Here is an 18,346-nt window from a genome sequence, read left to right on the forward strand (position 1 = left end):
TATTTATATACTAAAGTAGACGTTATCACATTTATACTATGCTCCTATATTTTACTTATAAGGATATACAAAAACTTTATATATGATGACTAAAAATATCTACACTTTCCCATCCCATTAAATCTAATTTAACACGAATAGGGAGAAATTTAAAACATTTTTGAGCTAATTCTTTTCTTTTTTCACGTTCTAGCATAGAATCTAGTTTTTCTTTTATTTTATGAAGATATAAAACATCAGATGCAGCATATTTTTTTTGTTTATCTGTTAAATTTTCATTTCCCCAGTCAGAAGACTGATACTGTTTGTTTAATTTAGTATTAAGTAATTCTGAACATAACTCTTTTAAACTATGATTAGCTGTGTAAGTGCGAACTAAACGTGAGGCTATTTTTGTACAATAGCATGGAAGTGCCCAAATTTTTAAATAATATCGTATTATACTAACATCAAATCGTGCAAAATGATATATTTTAATTATATTTTTATTTTTCAATATTTTTCTCAAGTTTTTAGCTACATGATAATTTTTTAATTGAACTAAATGAGCTTCTCCTTCTCTAAAAGAGAGCTGTATGAGACATAATCTATCTCTGGAGTGGAATAGTCCCATAGCTTCTGTATCAACAGCTATAGACGCTATGTTATTTGGTACCAAATCGTTTGGTAAATCATCTTTATATACGAATATTTTCATAGTAAAAATTTTGCACAATATCAACTTATACGATATAATAAATATTAATAACTAAAAATAAGCTTTAAGTATACATTTAGTACACAATTAATCTTTATAAAATGATAAAAGTTTGAGTATTTTAATTTTTAAATATAACGGTTAGTGATATTTTGTATCTATCAAAGTCGGCATATTTTTATATGTTCCTAGGAAACAAAATGTTATGCGGGAGTAGTTCAGTTGGTAGAACGCAACCTTGCCAAGGTTGAAGTCGAGGGTTCGAATCCCTTCTTCCGCTCTTTCAAAATTATGTTTCCCTCTAGGAGGGTGGGTTTTGTTATATAGTTAAAAATACAATTTATAAACTTAAAAGAATTCAAAAAGTAAAAGTATTATACTGTTTGTTCATTTTATGAAGAGATTGTAACAGAATATTTAGATAGTATTTGAGTTTTATTTAAAGGCTATATATTGCAAATGTGTTGTTCCAATTGGTTTTATTGTTTACTCATAGTATAAAACAAAGAGAAATTTAATTGTGTTTTAAAATTAAAGAGAGTAAAGATTCGCAATGATTTTTATTTTAACTTTAGGTAAAAACTACAAATTATTATTTGTGATTTCATTAAACTTGCATTTTTAATATAATTTAGTTATATTATTTTGATAAGTTAGATGTTTATATAGATGAAAAATTTAAAGGAGTTATCCTTAAGGATTAATAATATTAGATCTATACAAAAGACCACGAAGATAATGCATATGGTTTCTGCAGTAAAATTATTACAGAGTCAAAAAAGATTATTAAATTCAAGATTATATATATCCGAATTATATGGTATCATTTTTTCATTGATATCTACGATTGATCAAGGTGCATTGGTGAAAATTTTAAACACTGGTGAAGATGATCTTTGTCTTGTATTTATCATTGTATCTGATCGCGGCTTATGTGGTAATTTCAATTCTTCTATTATGAAATTTAGTAAGAGACATGTAAATAGGTTAGCTACAGATGGCAAAAAGGTAGATATTGTATTTTATGGCAAAAAAGCTTTTGATATGGAAAGAGATGAATTTCTTTCTAAAAGAATCTTAAAAATTGAAAATAGCAATGGAGTTATGTTAGAACGCATAGAATCACTAATTGATGATATCAATATCGATAAGTATAGTAGAATAGAAATTGTTTATAACAAATTTTGTAATACTTTTATACGCAAACCAACTTTAGAATTGGTAAAGCCATGGAATAAAGATTCATCTTTAATTTGTAGCTCATTAGTTAATTTAGTAATAAATAGCTACGAGTATGAACCACAAAATATTAAGTTTATTTTACGATTTTTGATTAATAATTATGTTATAGCTTCTATTTATTCTGCTTTACATGAAAGTATAACAAGTGAGAATGGAGCTAGAATGATTGTAATGGAGTTAGCAAATAAAAATTCTGGAGAAATACTAGATAAATTAACACTTCTTTATAATTGTTCTCGTCAAGCGAGGATTACTACTGACTTAATTGAGATAGTAAGTGCTGCTGAATCTTTGTAAAATTTGAGGAAGTATAAAAGTGAATATACTAAACATAGTAATAGATGTTATCAAATTAATAAAGAGCCAGTGTCAAGATGATGCAGAAGTTATAGTATATGAAACTATTAAAGTTTTGGTTTCTCAACGATTATCAAAAATTGAACAAGTATTGCAATCTAAAAATTGTACTTTAGGAATTAGAATTATAGTGAATAAAACTAAGGTCGCATATGTTTCTACAAATAATTTAAATAATCTTAGTGAGCTAGTTAAAATGGTAATAGAAATGGCAAAATCTGCTCCAGAAGATCCTTACATTAATTTTGCAATAAATGAAAAAGATGATTCTGTTTTTTCAGAAAGTTTAGGTATTTTGGACAAAAGCATTATAACTGTTGATAATTTAAAAGATATCGCTAAAGCTACAGAAAATTCCGCTCTTTCATATAAATATATTGTTAACTCTGAAGGGGCTTCTTCTTCATATATTTTAATGAATACAGCATTATCTACTGTTTCTGGCTTTATTGGTTCGTTTAGTAAATCAATTTTTATTAACCAAGTTTCTGTTGTTGCTAGAGAAAAAAATGAAATGAAGGTTGGTTATGATTATGATTTAGCGTGTAATTTTAATGATTTAAAATCACCGGAATTAACAGGAGGAGAAGCAGCGAGAAAGGCAATTAATCAATTAAATTCTCGTACAATTAAAACTGGTAAATTTCCTGTTATTTTTGAGAAAAGGGCAGCAAAAGAAATAGTTAAGAGTTTTGCTTCTGCTATAAATGGCACTAATATCATAAGTAATAGCTCTTTTTTAGGAAAGTATTTAAATACTAAAATTTTTAATAATAAAATTAATATTATTGATGATCCTTCGTTGTTAAAGGGAATAGAATCAAGACCGTTTGATGGAGAGGGGATAATTAGTAAAAAAAATATACTTGTAGAAGATGGAGTGTTACAAAATTGGATTTTGGACTTATATTCTTCTAAAAAATTGAATTTAAAAACTACAGGAAATGCTATTCGTGCACATAATGCGTCAATTTATCCAATGGCTAGTAATTTTTATATTGAAAATGGTAGTGTTTCATTTGAGGAACTTATTGGTGAAGTGAAAGAAGGAATATATATAACAGATTTATTTGGTTTTGGTATTAATTTGGTTAACGGTAATTATAGCCAGGGTGCATCAGGATTTTTTATAGAAAACGGAAAGATAACGTATCCAATACATGAAATTACTGTTGCTAATAACTTGAGAAATATGTTTTGTGATTTAATTGTTGCAAATGACTTAACTTTTTGTGGACAATTTAATTCACCAACAATTAAAGTTAATGAAATGACAGTCTCAGGTTCGCTCGGAAGTTAGAAACTTATTGCATTTATATAATAACAATATTATAATATTCATATAATCGAGAGAAACCATTGATATGAGATTTATCCGATATTCTGGATATTCGGTTTGGCTTGGAGATTTCATCTTCTTTGGTAAAGTTGGCTAATAGTTTAGAGGTTGTTTAAATGGAATTTGGTAATATAAAATGGTTTAATACTGAGAAGGGTTATGGCTTTATCAAACCTGAAACTGAAGGAAGTGATGTTTTTGTACATATTAGTACTTTAGAGCGCTCTGGAATAAAACCAGATCTTCTTAAGGGGGAAAATAGAGAGAAGGGAATGAAAGGTGAAAGGGTGAGTTATGAGCTCAAAGAAGAACGAGATAGGAATGGAAAGGAGAAAAAGTTTGCAGTAAATTTGAAATTACTTGAAGATTAACACTGTACCTAACAAAAGATTTTGTGATTTCAGTTTGTGTAGTATGACCATTGTATGAAGTTGGAGATTTTGTCTTATTTAAGTAATGGTTAGTTGGTCTAGTATTGTTATCAAAATATTCCTGTAAACGTTTTAGTTTTAAACAGTAATTATACTGTGATACCCTAAGGCATCTCAAAAAGATTTAATAAAATAAAAAGTTATATTTTATATAAAATCTCGCGTTTATTGTCTCAATATTTGAATGTGTTTAATTACATTATATCAATGTTTTAAAACTTTTACTTTTTGATTAGCATTCTAAGTATATTCATAAAACTATGAGAGTTCTAATTATTGAAATTATTAATTTTTATATAAAACGTATTAAAAATATGCTAATTATATTAAATATCTATTATTTATTAAAAGTATTTTTATATAAAGTTTTTTAAAATGAAAGCAAAAAGGAAGAAATTTAGTTTTACGTTAGAAAATCTTAAGAAAGTAAAGAAATTTATAAAAATGTATCCAAATGGTAAAAGTGCCATTATGCCTTTATTATATTTGGTTCAAGAACAATGTGGATGGGTTTCTGAATCTGCTATGCAATATGTTGCCGATATGCTACATATTCCACATATTTATGTGTATGAAGTAGCAAGCTTTTATACAATGTATAATTTAAAACCAGTTGGTAAGTATCTTATACAGGTTTGTAGAACAACCCCATGTTGGTTATGTAATAGCGAAGATGTATTAAACGCTTTTAAAAAAAAGCTTGGAATTAATATAGGTGAATCTACTAAAGATAATATGTTTTCTCTAAAAGAAGTTGAATGTCTTGGTGCATGCGTTAATGCTCCAGTTGTACAAATTAATGATAGTTATTATGAAAATCTTACTTCCGAAAGAGTAGGAGATATTTTAGTAAGGTTACAGAAAATGGATAGCAAAGAAAAGAAATTTTTATAATTTCTTTTAATTAAAGAGTGTCAAATTACTTCAAATACTTTTTTTTAAGGAATGCGATTCATAGGCCTTATATAAAGGTATTTGCCTTATTTACATTTTTACATATAGAATAGTTGATCTCTATCACAAAGACCTGGGCACTTTTTAGTTTTTCACTTTGAAAGTGTTGGATTTTTTACAAAAACTCAATGATAAATTTAATTTTAAACGTTTTCTATCATTAGAAAAATATATAATTTTACATATTATCTGTTATATATGTACCTTAAAGGCTTGTAAAAAAGCTAATTGTTAACTTTAAAAAAAGTTTTTTTAATGTATAAATTCCTAGTCAAGATTTTAATATATCTTTTAAAAAGAATTTTTCTAAAAATATTTAAACAAAACTTGCGCTATTAATAAGGTATAAAAAATTAAAAATTACATAATTAGTTAAAGTTTAACTTTTATAGTTGATTACACTAATGTATTAGTGAATTCTTAAAGGTTGAAGTTTTAAACAAAATATAATAAGATGTGTGTCTTGAGAGTTATATAACTCGTTATATATTCTTATTCTACGTGATAAAATTAGTTTGTTATTAAATTAAATACATATATAATTGAAATTATCTTCTAATAAAAGAAACGGAATAAAAATTTTTAGAGGGATTATATAATAATTACATAATGTGAGTTAGAGTTACGCGAAGCGAGGCTGTGTTAACAATGTAATTACAAAATTAATTTTTAATATTTATTAAAAATAAACCTAATTTTATTCTATAAATTAAGAAATTAATTTTGAGTTTAATGCTTTTGAAATTTACATTTTTTCTTGGTTTTTTTGGATTATATTCTTTTTTCTTATTATTTTTTTTTTATATTTTTATAAAAAATAAAAAATTAAACGAAGAAATAATAAGGTCTGTAAATTTTAGAGATAACTTACGCAAATTAGAACATAATCTTCAGGAAGCAAGGCAGACTTTAATTAAAAAAGAGCAAGAAATAACAAACTTAAAAGTTAAAAATACAGAGGTAATAGTAACTCTACAAAAAGAACGCGAAGAAAAGAAAAAGGAAATAGAATTATTAACAAAAGCTGAAAAAAGACTTATAAGTGCATTTAAGATACTTTCTCTTGACGCTTTGCATGTAAATAACAATAATTTTTTAAATCTTGCGAGAGAAGTAATTGATAGTAAATTAAAAGAAACAGAAAATAGTTTTCAGAAAAGAGAGGCAACTATTGATGGAATCATAACTCCAATTAAAGAAAAATTAGAGAAATTTGATAATGAAATACGTAAATTAGAAAAAGAAAGAGTAGGAGCTTATGAAGGTCTAAAAGAACAAATTAATATGTTGATGAACCAAACTTCTAGCCTTGCAAACGCCTTAAGGAAACCTCATGTAAAAGGAAGATGGGGAGAGATGCAGTTAAAAAGAGTAGTAGAAATAGCAGGTATGGTTGAATATTGTGATTTTTTTGTTCAACCTTCAGCAGTTAATAAAAGTGAAGATAATTTACTGCGTCCTGATTTGATAATTAAAATGCCATCCGGAAAACAAATAATAATAGATGCTAAAGTACCTCTTGATTCTTATCTTGATGCTATATCGCAAAATGATTTACAAATACAAAAAGAAAAATTAAAAAATCATTCTTTAATAATAAAGAAACATATAAATGATTTGAGCAAAAAAGAGTATTGGAGTCAATTTGAAAACACTCCAGAATTTGTAGTACTTTTCCTCACTGGAGAAGGAGTTTTTAGTGCAGCATTAGAATACGAACCGTCTTTAATAGAGATAGGAGTAAAAAAAAAAGTGATTATTGCAACACCAATTACTTTGATAGCCCTGCTCAGAACGGTAGCATATGGATGGAAACAGGAGATAATAACTGAAAACGCAAAAAAAATTAGTGAACTTGGTAGTATTTTATATAATCGTATATGTATAATTAGCAAAAATTTTGACAATTTACATAAAAGTTTAAAGAGTACTGTCCGTCACTACAACGATACTATAGCTTCTTTTGAAGCAAGAGTATTTCCAGCTGCACGAAAATTTAATAAACTTGGTATACACACAAAGAGTAAAGAGTTAAATTCTGCTAAAAAATTAGAGTCTTTACCACGTAATTTACATGTTAAAGAGTTCAAAACAGATTAAGTTTTATAATTTAGTAAAAAGAATATTAAATGTTTTGCGTATTCTGTTATTTTTATTTAAATTTCCATCTATAAATTTTGATTCCTTAATCTTATTCTAACTATAAGAACATAAACAGTTTTTAGTTTATTTAAAATATTAAGTCTGCAAAGAAGAGCTATTATTTTTGATGAAATTTGTAGATTTATTAAAAATTTTATTAAAAATTGACTAGGGAGTATATATGATATATATATATAAAATATACATAATTTTAATTTTCTATAGTGTTAAAAAATTTTATTAAAATTAAAGAAGAATAAAATTTCGAAATTAGTTTCAAGAATTTTCAATTAAAGAATCTCTTGATTTAAGGAACATCAGTTTCGTATTTATGAATTTTTTGATGAAGTTGTAATAAAGTTTTATAATTACAAACTTATATTAAAATCGACTTTCACTAGGTGCAAAATAATGTACTTTAAATAGCTTAAAAATTGCAGGATTAATAAAGAGATACACCAAAAAATAAAAAAATATAGTTCACATTAAATTTACATTTATATAACAATTTTATAAAATTTCATATACATGTAACATAATTACAAAATAATGGAAGGGTTTGTTTTGTGCTATATTATATATATGGCATATAATAGAGTTAATATTTTTTATTTGTTATTGAATTTTAATATTATATGAATTTTAAATCAGTTGTTTTGTGTATATTGGATGGTTGGGGAAACGGAATAGAAAATAGTAGGTATAATGCTATTAGTAGCGCTGATCCACCATGTTGGAAATATATTAGTTCTAATTATCCAAGATGTAATTTATCAGCCTGTGGGGTCGACGTTGGGTTACCAGATGATCAAGTAGGAAGTTCAGAAGTTGGACACATGAATATCGGAAGTGGAAGAATAATAATGCAAAATTTACAACGCATTAATCAAGAAATAGAAACAATAGAAAATAATGTAAATTTACAAAATTTTATTAATGTATTGAAAGGTAGCGGTGGTGTTTGTCATATACTTGGATTAGTATCAAATGGTGGTGTTCATTCGCATCAAAAACACATTTTATTTCTAGCAAATAAAATATCACAATATGGAATTAGGGTAATGATACATGCATTTTTAGATGGAAGAGATACGTTACCGAATTCTGGAAAAAAATGTATTTATGAATTCGAAAAAGGTATAAAAGGCAATGATAATATAAAAATTGCTACTATTTCTGGGCGTTACTATGCTATGGATAGAGATAATAGGTGGGAAAGAACAATTAAAGCTTATAAAGCCATAGCATTTGCAAATGCACCTTATTATCGCAGTGCTACATCGTTAATTGATAATAGTTATCAAAATAGTATAACTGATGAATTTATTAAGCCTGCGATAATATGTAATTATCATGGTATGAAGCGGGAAGATGGGGTATTATTAGCTAATTTTCGCGCAGATCGTATGTTACAATTAACAAATATTTTACTTGGTAAAACCAACTACACTAAAATAGTAAAACTTTCTTCAATTTTAAGTATGGTGCAATATAATGAACATTTAAAAATTCCATACCTTTTTCCTCCTATATCTCTTACGAATACTTTAGGATGTGTAGTATCTGATAATAAATTACGACAGTTGCGCATTGCTGAAACTGAAAAGTATGCTCATGTAACTTTTTTCTTTAATTGTGGAAAAGAGGAACCTTTTCCAAGAGAAGAAAGGATTTTAATCCCTTCTCCCAAAATTAAAACTTATGATTTGTGTCCTGAAATGTCAGCTTTTAAGATTACAGAGAAACTTATAGAGAAAATTTTTTCTCAAGAATTTGCATTGATAGTTGTAAATTATGCTAATGCTGATATGGTAGGTCATACTGGTAATATAAGAGCAGCTCAAAAAGCTGTATTAATTGTAGATATTTGTCTTGCAAGGATACTTAATGTTATTAAGAAGGTTGGCAATACTGTACTCAGTATTACTGCAGATCACGGAAATATTGAGTATATATTTGATGAGAAAAATAATACACCTCATACATCGCACACTTTAAATGCAGTTCCATTCGTTTTATATTCTAGTTCTTATAATAATTTTAAACTAAGAAATGGAAAATTATCCGATATTGCCCCTACCATTCTACAGCTACTTGGAATTGAGAAACCAAATGAAATGACAGGTAACAGTCTATTGGTATAAAGTATTTTATCGCAAAATGTATCTCTTATTGCGATACATTAAAAATATTTATTACCACTTTTAATTTTTGTCTATAATGTTGACTCACTAAAAAAACTATCTATATCATAGACATTGTTAATATTTTTTGTGCTTATAGATTGATCAATTCTTTTAACTAGATTAGATAAAATTTTATTAGGTCCGATTTCTACAAATTTATTAACATTGTGATTTCTCATATACAAAACCATCTCCCTCCATCTTACTTTACTTATAATTTGTTTAGCAAGTAAGTTTTTTATTATAATCGGATTATTTTCTTCAATAGCTGTAACGTTTGATATAAATGGAACCAAGGGTCGAGTTATTGTAATTTTTTTTAAAAACTCTAAAATTTTTTTATTAGAAGATTCCATAAGAGATGAATGAAATGGTCCATCAACTTGTAGTCTAATTAATTTTTTAACGTTTGAATTCTTAAATAAATTAGGTAGCATTTTGAGAGTTTCATTAGTTCCGCTTACTACTACCTGTAATCCTCCATTATCATTTGCAATTTCACAAATACCTTTAATTTGAGATGATTTCAATATATTCTCTACTTCACTTATATCTGCTCCTAGTAATGCGACCATTCCACCTTTATATTTCAAAGAAGCTTCACGCATTGCCTTACTACGAATTTTTAATAATTGGACTGCAGATTTAAGAGTTAAAGCTTTTGTAGCGCATAATGCTGTGTATTCACCAACTGAATGTCCACAAACATATTTAATATTATTATTACAACTAGAAAAAAGAGATTTACCATATATATACTCCATAACACGTAGAATTGCAATTGATACTGCCATTATAGCCGGTTGAGCATTTTCTGTAATGGTTAATTCTTCAATACAGCCATCAAAAATTAAACTAGATAATTTTTTGTTTAAAATATCATCTATTTCGTTAAATACTTGTCTTGCAACAAAAAATTCACTATATAAGTTTTTTCCCATTCCAACGAATTGAGAGCCTTGACCTGGAAAAGCAAAAATCATATAATAAATATTATTTTTCAGTTTGACATTTTATCATTCTAACACTTTATCTTATATCTATTTATTATTGTCAATTCCCTGGAAAAAGAATTGACTTAATAAATTAGATTGAATAGAATTTCCTATCGGAATAGGTATAAATTTAGGTATTTAGATGACAAGAATTGATTACCATAAGATAATTATAGTTATGACTGATGGTCAAGAGTTTGAGACTCGTTCCACATATGGAAAGAATGGTGACAGGATAAAACTTGACATAGATCCTCTTACACATCCTGCATGGACTAAGAGTTTAACAAGTGGATCAACAAGAAAAGCCAGTAAAATAGCTAGATTTAATGACAAATATGGAGGAATATTTTAAATTCTACTTTTTAAAAAATCATGTACAGCAAATATAAAAATATAGCTTATGCTGTTTCCGATTCGCCGAAATCGCAAGAAATACCAAAGTTGTTGAAGAAACTTGATTTCATTAAGATAACAGAAAAAAATAAATCAGAAGTTGATTTACTTATAGTTGTAGGTGGCGATGGTTTTATGCTGCGTGCATTACATAATTATGTAATAGGAAACAAAAATATACACGTATACGGAGTAAATACTGGTAATGTTGGATTTTTAATGAACAAATATTTTAATTGTAGTAATGATTTAGTTGATAGTATAGAGTGCGCAACTCCAACGCAGCTCACTTTACTAAAAGTAGAAGTTATAAACATAGGTGGCAAAAAACATCATTATATAGCATTAAATGAAGTGTATGTTTTTAGAAAAACAAATCAAATAGTAGAAATGAATATTATCATTAATGGAAAACCAAAAATAAAAAAATTCAGGGGAGATGGGGTGATATTATCCACTCCTACCGGAAGTGCTGCATATAATTTTTCTGCAGGAGGGCCAATTTTGCCATTAAATTCAAATTTGTTTGCATTAACTTCAATTAATAGTTATCATCCTAGGCATTGGAATGGAGCATTAATTTTGAGCGATACAGTGGTACAAATTGATATTAATGATGTAAGAAATAGGCCAGCACTTGTAGTTTCAGATTATAAGGAACTCCACGATATTCTGCAAATAAGAATGCGGAAAGACTATGAAAATACAGTTACTTTACTTTTTGATAGGAATTCATCTTTAGATGAAAGAATTTTTGATAAACAATTTTTGCATTAATTTTATCTATATCTAGTTTGGACTTTTAAAATGCTATCTACTACATGAATAATATACAAAGAATGGTCACGTAAATGATAAAGTTAAAATCAGAAACTAGAAATCTGTAATTTATTATTTTATGAAACTTCTTTAAAAGTAATGTACTTCTATACAGAAGAAATAATTGGGTAGGACGGTATGGAAAAAGAAATAAAGATTTTTTTAATATCATATTTGTGAATTTTTGAATATTGTAGATGATATTAAAATATCAGAAAGTGTAAATACTTTCAATATAGAAAAATCCTTAATATAGAGTACAAAATAAGTTTTAAAATTTTTAATTTTCATGATAATCGTATTTTGATATTAAAATAATAAAAAAGATTTTTTACCTTGATGTAGATATTGTTATTGCTTTATTTATAAAATAAAAAAATCTTGTAATTACACGAAATTTGTCACATTTTATATAGCTAAAGTTGCGTATATACTTAATAATTACGAGCTTAGTGATAGAGGAAAAGGTGTTAAGTATTTTTTACACATAGCTTTTGTTTTTTATTATTTAAGAAATGAATATAGAATGAATTTGGTATGTTTTATAGGGGTGTTTTATAGGGGCGTAAAGTATGAGTTTTCTTTATCACAAGAAAACGAAACTTTTAAGAATCTTTGTTCTTATAACTTAAATTTTATAATCAAAATTACAGAATCTAGTTCATTTTATCATAAAAACTTAGTTTTATTAGTTTGATTTTGTTACGTTATTATTTTCTATTCTTTTAAAGAAAGAAAATAGTTCTTTGTAAATTCTTTATATATAGAAGTTAATTTATATATATCATTTACTGGTATACATTCATTTACTTGATGTGCAGTTTTATTTATCATGCCAAATTCAATTACTGAACAAATATCTTTAATAAATGCAGCATCGGATGTTCCACCACTTGTATTTAATATAGTATCAATGTTGGCAACTTTATTTATTGCACTTAGCATAATATCAATGTTTTTATCTGGAATGGAAAAAAAAGGATCCCTATTTTTATACATAAAAAGTTTATAATTACTAGTTATACTCGAACATATTTCACTGATTAATTTATATAAATTTTTAGGTGTTTGCATATTATTATACCGGATATTAAAATTTGCAGTTATCGAGCCTGGTATTAGATTGTCAATATTATTTCCAGTTTCAATATTAGTAATTTCACAATTTGAAGGTTGAAAATATCTATTGCCACTATCAAAGATAGTGTTTTTAATCTTATTTAATATTGATATCATTTTATATATTGGGTTATCAGCCAAATTAGGATAAGCAACATGTCCTTGTTTTCCATGACAAATTAATTTAAATGATACTGATCCTCTTCTGCCTATTTTTATAGTATCGCCTAATTTTTCATTGCTAGTAGGTTCAGCAACTATACAAAAATCTACTCTCTTTTTTTTATTTTTCATCCATTCTAAAACTGCTTTTGTTCCGTGTTCTTCTTCACTCTCTTCGGCACTTGTAATTAACATACTTATTGAACCATCAAATTGAAATTTTTCTTCAATTAAATTTACTACGGCAGTAATAAATGCGGCTACTCCACTTTTCATATCAGATGCTCCTCTTCCGTATAACATTGCATCTCTGATTTCAGGTTTAAATGGATTAAATTTCCAATTTTTTAATTGACCTGGTGATACGACATCAATATGACCAGCAAAACACAAATTTGGCGTTCCATTTATATATTTTGCATAAAGATTTTTAACTCTGGTTTCATTACTATGATTACCAAACTCTAAAATCTTACAATTAAATCCATTCTCCTTAAGGAGGGTAGCAATATATTCTATTGCGCCGTCATCTTTTGGACTTATGCTTTTGAAAGAAATCAATTTCTTAGTTAATTCTACTGGATTAATTTTCATATAATCTTTAAAATATAAATGTTTAAGCCATTTTAATATAGTTTTATTCCTAACTAAATATTTCTATTATTAGATCAAGAATTCCAATCAAATTAGAGTTTTATTTATTCATAGGTAATAACAAAATAATATAAAAGTTCTTAAAAATGAATCATACGTTAGTATAACGGTAATAAAAATTATAATACGGAAGTAGTTAATTTAATAAGTTGAATTTCATTATAAAAATAATATACATTATCATAATAATACAAAGCCTTTCTACATAAAATTTGAATTTTTTATTAGAAAAGTATAGTTTAATTATATTAAAAATGGGGGGAGATTATTTATGACGCATTTCATTACAGATAAATGTATTAAATGCAAGTATACAGATTGCGTAGAAGTATGTCCTGTTGATTGTTTTTATGAGGGCAAAAATATGCTTGTAATTAATCCAGATGAGTGTATTGATTGCGGAGTATGTATACCAGAATGTCCAGTAGATGCGATTGTAACCGATGATTCTATAAAAGATATTTTGGAATTAGATTCAGACTTATTAAGTGATGAACAAAAAATGTTTAAGTTGTTTTATAATATAAATGTTGAGTATTCACAAAAGTGGCCAAATATTACATCTAAAAAGCAGCCCATGGATAAAGCAGAAGAGTACAAAGAAAAAAAAGATAAACATGGTTTTTTTTATGAAAATCTAAAATAGAGTATAGACTGATAAAATATATAAAAATACAAAGAGGGGGGGAGCTATTTAATTATAAGCTTTGGAATTTATAATACATTTAAATCGTATTGTTATTGCGCTTTAATCGATTTTCCGTCATGTTGTTGTAATTTTATTACAGTACAACTGTATATTACTAATATATAATGTAATAGTAAGTGGTCTGTTTCTAGAGTTTTTAAAATAAATTTTTTGATATAACCCCCCTTTTCCTTGAAAGTGAAGTACGTAATTGGTATTATTTTATATAAATATATAAATAATTTGCATACGTTTAATTTTTTTATATAAAACTGAGTTCGGGTGATTATTACAGAATAAAACTTAATATTTATTTTTGCTTTATTTGTTCTATTTTTTAAAGTTTTAACTTGTAAGTTACAAATCAGTACCCTTTTAAATTTTATTTTGAAGTAAAATAGATACAGTAAAATACATATACAAATTGTATCTCCATTTTTACATAGAAATATATAGATTCTAAAAAGAACTAAAATTTAAACATCTTATAAAGGAAGAGCTTTCTCCTACAAAGTTAAAATTAGAGTTATTACATAAAATAAATTTGTACAATGTATATAATTTTACTTTTAATACTATTAAACATATTAATGGGTTGTAATTTACAAAAACCAGCTCCCGTATTATTTAAAGGTGAAGAATTTTATGGTAAAAGAGATTTAGAATCTATAAGAGAATATCACCTTTTTAGAGAAAATATTGACCTTTCAACAAAAGAAAAAAATAGAGGATCTACAAATAATTTTCTTAATCCTAATAGGAATAATAGTAAAATGCAAAATATTGAAATTAACGAAATAAGTTATAAATTTGTGATGCCAATTAAAGGTACTATTATTTTGACTGCTCCTTCTGATGAAATATGTAGTGACGGAGTAAGAATTATTGCTCAAAAAGAAACAAGTGTAATTTCTTCTGCGCATGGTAAAGTAATATATGTAGGTGAAGGAATAAGATGGTATGGAAATTTAATTATAGTAGAACATAAAGAAAGCTATATAACTATGTATTCTTATTTAAGAAAAATATATGTTAAAATTGGTGATGAAGTAAAGCAAGGTCAAGTAATCGGATCTGCGGGTAAATTAGGTATACAAGACAAAAATCTACAAATGTGTTTTACGATACGACATAGCGGTCAAATAGTTGATCCTTTAAAATATATAAGCTATGATTAAATTTTAATATATGAAATATGATTTTAAGAAAGTTGAGAAGTTTTATCAAGATAAGTGGAATTTTTCTATAAAAAAAGATAATAAACAAAAAAAATGTTATGTGTTGGAAATGTTTCCATATCCATCTGGTAAGATTCACATGGGGCATTTGCGTAACTATGTAATAGGGGATGTAATAGCACGTTATAAAAGAGGTTGTGGATTTGAAGTTTTACATCCAATTGGTTGGGATGCGTTTGGATTGCCAGCTGAAAACGCAGCTAGGGATAATAATATTGATCCCGAAACATGGACAAAAAAAAATATAAATAGTATGCGTACACAACTTAAATCTGTGGGTCTTTCCTATAATTGGGAACGTGAACTTTCTACATGCGAGCCATATTATTACAAACACGAACAAAAGTTTTTTCTAGATTTTTTAAAATTTGGACTTGTATATCGAAAAGAGTCATGGGTTAATTGGGATCCAGTTGATAAAACGGTACTTGCGAACGAGCAAATAATTAACGGAAAAGGGTGGCGTTCAGGTGCGCTCATTGAAAAACGTAAATTATTTCAATGGTTTTTAAAAATTACTGATTTTGCTGAAGATTTATTAAAATGTTTACAATCTTTAAAAGATTGGCCAGAAAAAGTCAGAGTAATGCAGGAGCGTTGGATAGGAAAATCTGAAGGTGTTGTTATAGAATTTGAAATAGTTGGTATAAATAAAAAACTAAAAGTTTTTACAACTTCTCCTCACACTTTATTTGGAGCTTCTTTTCTAGCGATAGCAGTAGAACACCCTATTATACATGATATCATGACTTTAGATACTTTTAAAGTTTTATCATCCAAATATTGGGATATTTATGTTCAAGAAAAAAATAAATTGATTTCGCCGTATTATGGCGGAGATGATATAAGAATAAAAAGAAGAATAATAAATGATAATGAAAAATATGGAATTTACACTGGATTAAATGCTAAACACCCATTTCTTGATAAAGAATTGCCACTTTATATTGTTAATTTTGTATTAATGGAACATGGGGGGGGTGCAATTTTTGGATGTCCAGCACATAATAAGTGTGATTTTGAATTTGCGCAAAAGTACAATCTACCGATTATTCCCGTTATTTCTTCAGTAAATTCAGTTAATATTGAAACTTTGTATCCCGTGATAATAAAAGAAAAAGAAAGCACTACTACTAATAGTGAAGTAATGATTAATTCTGAATTCTTAAACGGATTAACTATTAATATAGCAAAAGAAGTGATTATTAAAAAACTCGAAGAAAAAAGAATAGGTAAAAAAACTATAAGTTATCGTTTACATGACTGGGGAATTTCAAGGCAACGTTACTGGGGATGTCCTATACCAATTATATATTGTAAAGCTTGCGGTACTGTACCAGTGCCAGAAAAAGATCTTCCAATAATTCTTCCAATAGATGTGGACTTCAAAAAAAGTGGCAATCCTCTAGACAAGCATCCAACCTGGAAATTCGTTGATTGTCCGAAATGTGGAAGGCCAGGAGAGCGTGAGACTGATACATTTGATACTTTTTTCGAATCCTCTTGGTATTTTGCTGCGTTTTGTAGCGAAAATAAATCTATCAATAAAAATGCATGTAATCATTTCATGCCTGTAAATTATTATATAGGTGGAATAGAACATGCAGTTTTACATTTACTTTATTCGAGGTTTTTTTGTCGTGCTTTAAAAAAATGCGGCTACCTTGATATTGAAGAGCCATTTTCTACTCTAATTACTCAAGGAGTGGTTTGTCATGTAACTTACAAGGATAAAAATGGAAAATGGCTCTTTCCAGAAGAAGCAAAAGAATTAATGATAAAGGGTATCAAAGTCCAAATTGGAAAAGTTGAAAAAATGAGTAAGTCAAAGAAAAATATAATTGATCCGAATATTATTATAGAAAAATACGGTGCTGATACCGCTCGTTTATTTGTATTATCTGATACTCCACCTGAAAAAGATATGGAATGGTCTGATGACGGTATAGAAAGCTGTTTTCGCTATATAAATAAATTGTGGCGAATGGTAATACAATTGAAACCTATTAATATAAAATTTAATAATGAAAATATTACTGGTCAACTTCTCGAATATAGAAAAAAAATTCATAAGCTTTTATATGAACTTACAAATGACTTAGAAAACTGTAAATTGAATTGTGTAATAGCAAAATTTCGTAAAATGACAAATTTAATAGCTGAAATAGATGTAAAAAACGGAAGATCTCTTATTGATGAGGGTATATGTATACTAATTAGAGTAATCGAGCCATTTATTCCCCATCTAGCTGGAAATTTATGGCGAGAAATAGGGGGTAATAGTAGCACAACTCTATGTTTAAAACCTTGGCCACAAGCTATCAAATCTTTGCTAATTGATGACATGCTAACTATAGCAATTCAGATCAATGGAAAATTTCGCAAAACGATTAGAGTAGCAGCTAATAATTTAGATAAAGAAGAACTAAAAAAAATGGCAATAAATTCAGTTTCTAATAGGATTAACAGAAACAAAATTCGTTCTGTATATCTTATACAAAATAAGATAGTAAATATAATTGTTTAAAAATAGATAGTACAACATTTTATTTGTAATAATTTTATTCAATTTTTTTATAAACTTTTCTACTTAAAAGATATTTTAAATATTTAAATTGTGATTTTTTGATAAAGTAATATGACATATTTATCATCATCTGTATTATTTTACTTACATGAAACGGGACACTGTCCATTTATTTTAACTTGTATTTTAATTCGTAAAATTAATAATTTGATTATTTGTTTTTATATCTCAATATAATTGAACCTAGTTTTCTATTGATATTAAAAACACTGTAGAAATACTAATTATAAGTTTTATAATCAAAATATCCAATTAATAAAAATATATAGAGGAAAATAATAAAAATCCCTAAAGGATTGGGTATTGTTGAGTCTCTATCAAATGATTTTTCATAAAAATA

The 18,346-nt window shown here is 26.8% G+C and carries 14 protein-coding genes and 1 tRNA gene; 12 read left to right on the forward strand and 3 right to left on the reverse strand.

What is annotated here, in order from left to right:
* Positions 1-76: 76 nt before the first annotated feature.
* Positions 77-697: a ribonuclease H-like domain-containing protein gene (locus LJI21_01390; protein WFW29942.1), complete on the reverse strand. Its 621-nt coding sequence runs from the start codon at positions 695-697 to the stop codon at positions 77-79.
* Positions 698-904: 207 nt separating this feature from the next.
* On the opposite strand from LJI21_01390, the gene LJI21_01395 reads away from it, so the two are divergent.
* The 7 genes from LJI21_01395 to gpmI all read left to right on the forward strand — a co-directional run bounded on the left by LJI21_01395 (position 905) and on the right by gpmI (position 9,306).
* Positions 905-977, forward strand: a tRNA-Gly gene (locus LJI21_01395).
* A 389-nt stretch (positions 978-1,366) separates the two neighbouring features.
* Entirely contained in the window at positions 1,367-2,236 is an 870-nt protein-coding gene (locus LJI21_01400) for a F0F1 ATP synthase subunit gamma (protein WFW29943.1), read from the forward strand.
* A gap of 19 nt (positions 2,237-2,255) precedes the next feature.
* Positions 2,256-3,596: a TldD/PmbA family protein gene (locus LJI21_01405; protein ID WFW29944.1), complete on the forward strand. Its 1,341-nt coding sequence runs from the start codon at positions 2,256-2,258 to the stop codon at positions 3,594-3,596.
* Positions 3,597-3,751: 155 nt separating this feature from the next.
* Entirely contained in the window at positions 3,752-4,006 is a 255-nt protein-coding gene (locus LJI21_01410; GenBank protein ID WFW29945.1) for a cold shock domain-containing protein, read from the forward strand.
* Positions 4,007-4,441: 435 nt separating this feature from the next.
* Positions 4,442-4,960 carry an NADH-quinone oxidoreductase subunit NuoE gene (gene nuoE / locus LJI21_01415; protein ID WFW29946.1) on the forward strand — a complete coding sequence of 173 codons (519 nt, stop codon included), beginning with the start codon at positions 4,442-4,444 and terminating at the stop codon, positions 4,958-4,960.
* 792 nt (positions 4,961-5,752) lie between these two features.
* The gene (locus LJI21_01420; protein WFW29947.1) at positions 5,753-7,120 is read left to right on the forward strand and encodes a DNA recombination protein RmuC; all 1,368 of its coding nucleotides are present in this window, start codon (positions 5,753-5,755) and stop codon (positions 7,118-7,120) included.
* Between the two features lie 677 nt (positions 7,121-7,797).
* A complete protein-coding gene (gene gpmI, locus LJI21_01425) occupies positions 7,798-9,306 on the forward strand; it encodes a 2,3-bisphosphoglycerate-independent phosphoglycerate mutase (GenBank protein ID WFW29948.1) in 1,509 nt (502 codons plus the stop codon).
* Positions 9,307-9,377: 71 nt separating this feature from the next.
* Here gpmI and LJI21_01430 read toward each other — a convergent pair whose 3' ends face one another.
* On the reverse strand, positions 9,378-10,331 hold the full coding sequence (locus tag LJI21_01430) for an ACP S-malonyltransferase (GenBank protein WFW29949.1): 954 nt from the start codon (positions 10,329-10,331) through the stop codon (positions 9,378-9,380).
* Between the two features lie 154 nt (positions 10,332-10,485).
* Between LJI21_01430 and rpmE the strand changes: the two genes are divergently transcribed.
* Positions 10,486-10,698, forward strand: a complete 213-nt coding sequence (gene rpmE / locus LJI21_01435) for a 50S ribosomal protein L31 (protein WFW29950.1) — start codon at positions 10,486-10,488, stop codon at positions 10,696-10,698.
* A 20-nt stretch (positions 10,699-10,718) separates the two neighbouring features.
* Positions 10,719-11,516, forward strand: a complete 798-nt coding sequence (locus tag LJI21_01440) for an NAD kinase (protein ID WFW29951.1) — start codon at positions 10,719-10,721, stop codon at positions 11,514-11,516.
* 759 nt (positions 11,517-12,275) lie between these two features.
* On the opposite strand, the gene dapE is transcribed toward LJI21_01440, so the two are convergent.
* Positions 12,276-13,433 (reverse strand): succinyl-diaminopimelate desuccinylase, encoded by a 1,158-nt coding sequence (dapE, locus tag LJI21_01445; GenBank protein ID WFW29952.1) that lies wholly within the window; start codon positions 13,431-13,433, stop codon positions 12,276-12,278.
* 331 nt (positions 13,434-13,764) lie between these two features.
* On the opposite strand from dapE, the gene LJI21_01450 reads away from it, so the two are divergent.
* The 3 genes from LJI21_01450 (at position 13,765) to leuS (ending at position 17,946) form a co-directional block, all read left to right on the forward strand.
* Entirely contained in the window at positions 13,765-14,139 is a 375-nt protein-coding gene (locus LJI21_01450; protein ID WFW29953.1) for a ferredoxin family protein, read from the forward strand.
* Between the two features lie 632 nt (positions 14,140-14,771).
* On the forward strand, positions 14,772-15,359 hold the full coding sequence (locus tag LJI21_01455) for a M23 family metallopeptidase (GenBank protein ID WFW29954.1): 588 nt from the start codon (positions 14,772-14,774) through the stop codon (positions 15,357-15,359).
* A 10-nt stretch (positions 15,360-15,369) separates the two neighbouring features.
* On the forward strand, positions 15,370-17,946 hold the full coding sequence (leuS, locus tag LJI21_01460; GenBank protein ID WFW29955.1) for a leucine--tRNA ligase: 2,577 nt from the start codon (positions 15,370-15,372) through the stop codon (positions 17,944-17,946).
* Positions 17,947-18,346 lie beyond the last annotated feature (400 nt).

This window comes from Wolbachia endosymbiont of Menacanthus eurysternus (assembly GCA_029715105.1).
Lineage (GTDB): Bacteria > Pseudomonadota > Alphaproteobacteria > Rickettsiales > Anaplasmataceae > Wolbachia.

Bases quoted from the DNA above. Each gene is read 5' to 3' on its own strand.
- LJI21_01400 (WFW29943.1), top strand. From the start codon at position 1,367: ATGAAAAATTTAAAGGAGTTATCCTTAAGGATTAATAATATTAGATCT.
- nuoE (WFW29946.1), top strand. From the start codon at position 4,442: ATGAAAGCAAAAAGGAAGAAATTTAGTTTTACGTTAGAAAATCTTAAG.
- rpmE (WFW29950.1), top strand. From the start codon at position 10,486: ATGACAAGAATTGATTACCATAAGATAATTATAGTTATGACTGATGGT.
- LJI21_01455 (WFW29954.1), top strand. From the start codon at position 14,772: ATGGGTTGTAATTTACAAAAACCAGCTCCCGTATTATTTAAAGGTGAA.
- dapE (WFW29952.1), bottom strand. From the start codon at position 13,433: ATGAAAATTAATCCAGTAGAATTAACTAAGAAATTGATTTCTTTCAAA.
- LJI21_01390 (WFW29942.1), bottom strand. From the start codon at position 697: ATGAAAATATTCGTATATAAAGATGATTTACCAAACGATTTGGTACCA.
- LJI21_01430 (WFW29949.1), bottom strand. From the start codon at position 10,331: ATGATTTTTGCTTTTCCAGGTCAAGGCTCTCAATTCGTTGGAATGGGA.
- LJI21_01440 (WFW29951.1), top strand. From the start codon at position 10,719: ATGTACAGCAAATATAAAAATATAGCTTATGCTGTTTCCGATTCGCCG.
- leuS (WFW29955.1), top strand. From the start codon at position 15,370: ATGAAATATGATTTTAAGAAAGTTGAGAAGTTTTATCAAGATAAGTGG.
- LJI21_01450 (WFW29953.1), top strand. From the start codon at position 13,765: ATGACGCATTTCATTACAGATAAATGTATTAAATGCAAGTATACAGAT.
- gpmI (WFW29948.1), top strand. From the start codon at position 7,798: ATGAATTTTAAATCAGTTGTTTTGTGTATATTGGATGGTTGGGGAAAC.
- LJI21_01410 (WFW29945.1), top strand. From the start codon at position 3,752: ATGGAATTTGGTAATATAAAATGGTTTAATACTGAGAAGGGTTATGGC.
- LJI21_01420 (WFW29947.1), top strand. From the start codon at position 5,753: ATGCTTTTGAAATTTACATTTTTTCTTGGTTTTTTTGGATTATATTCT.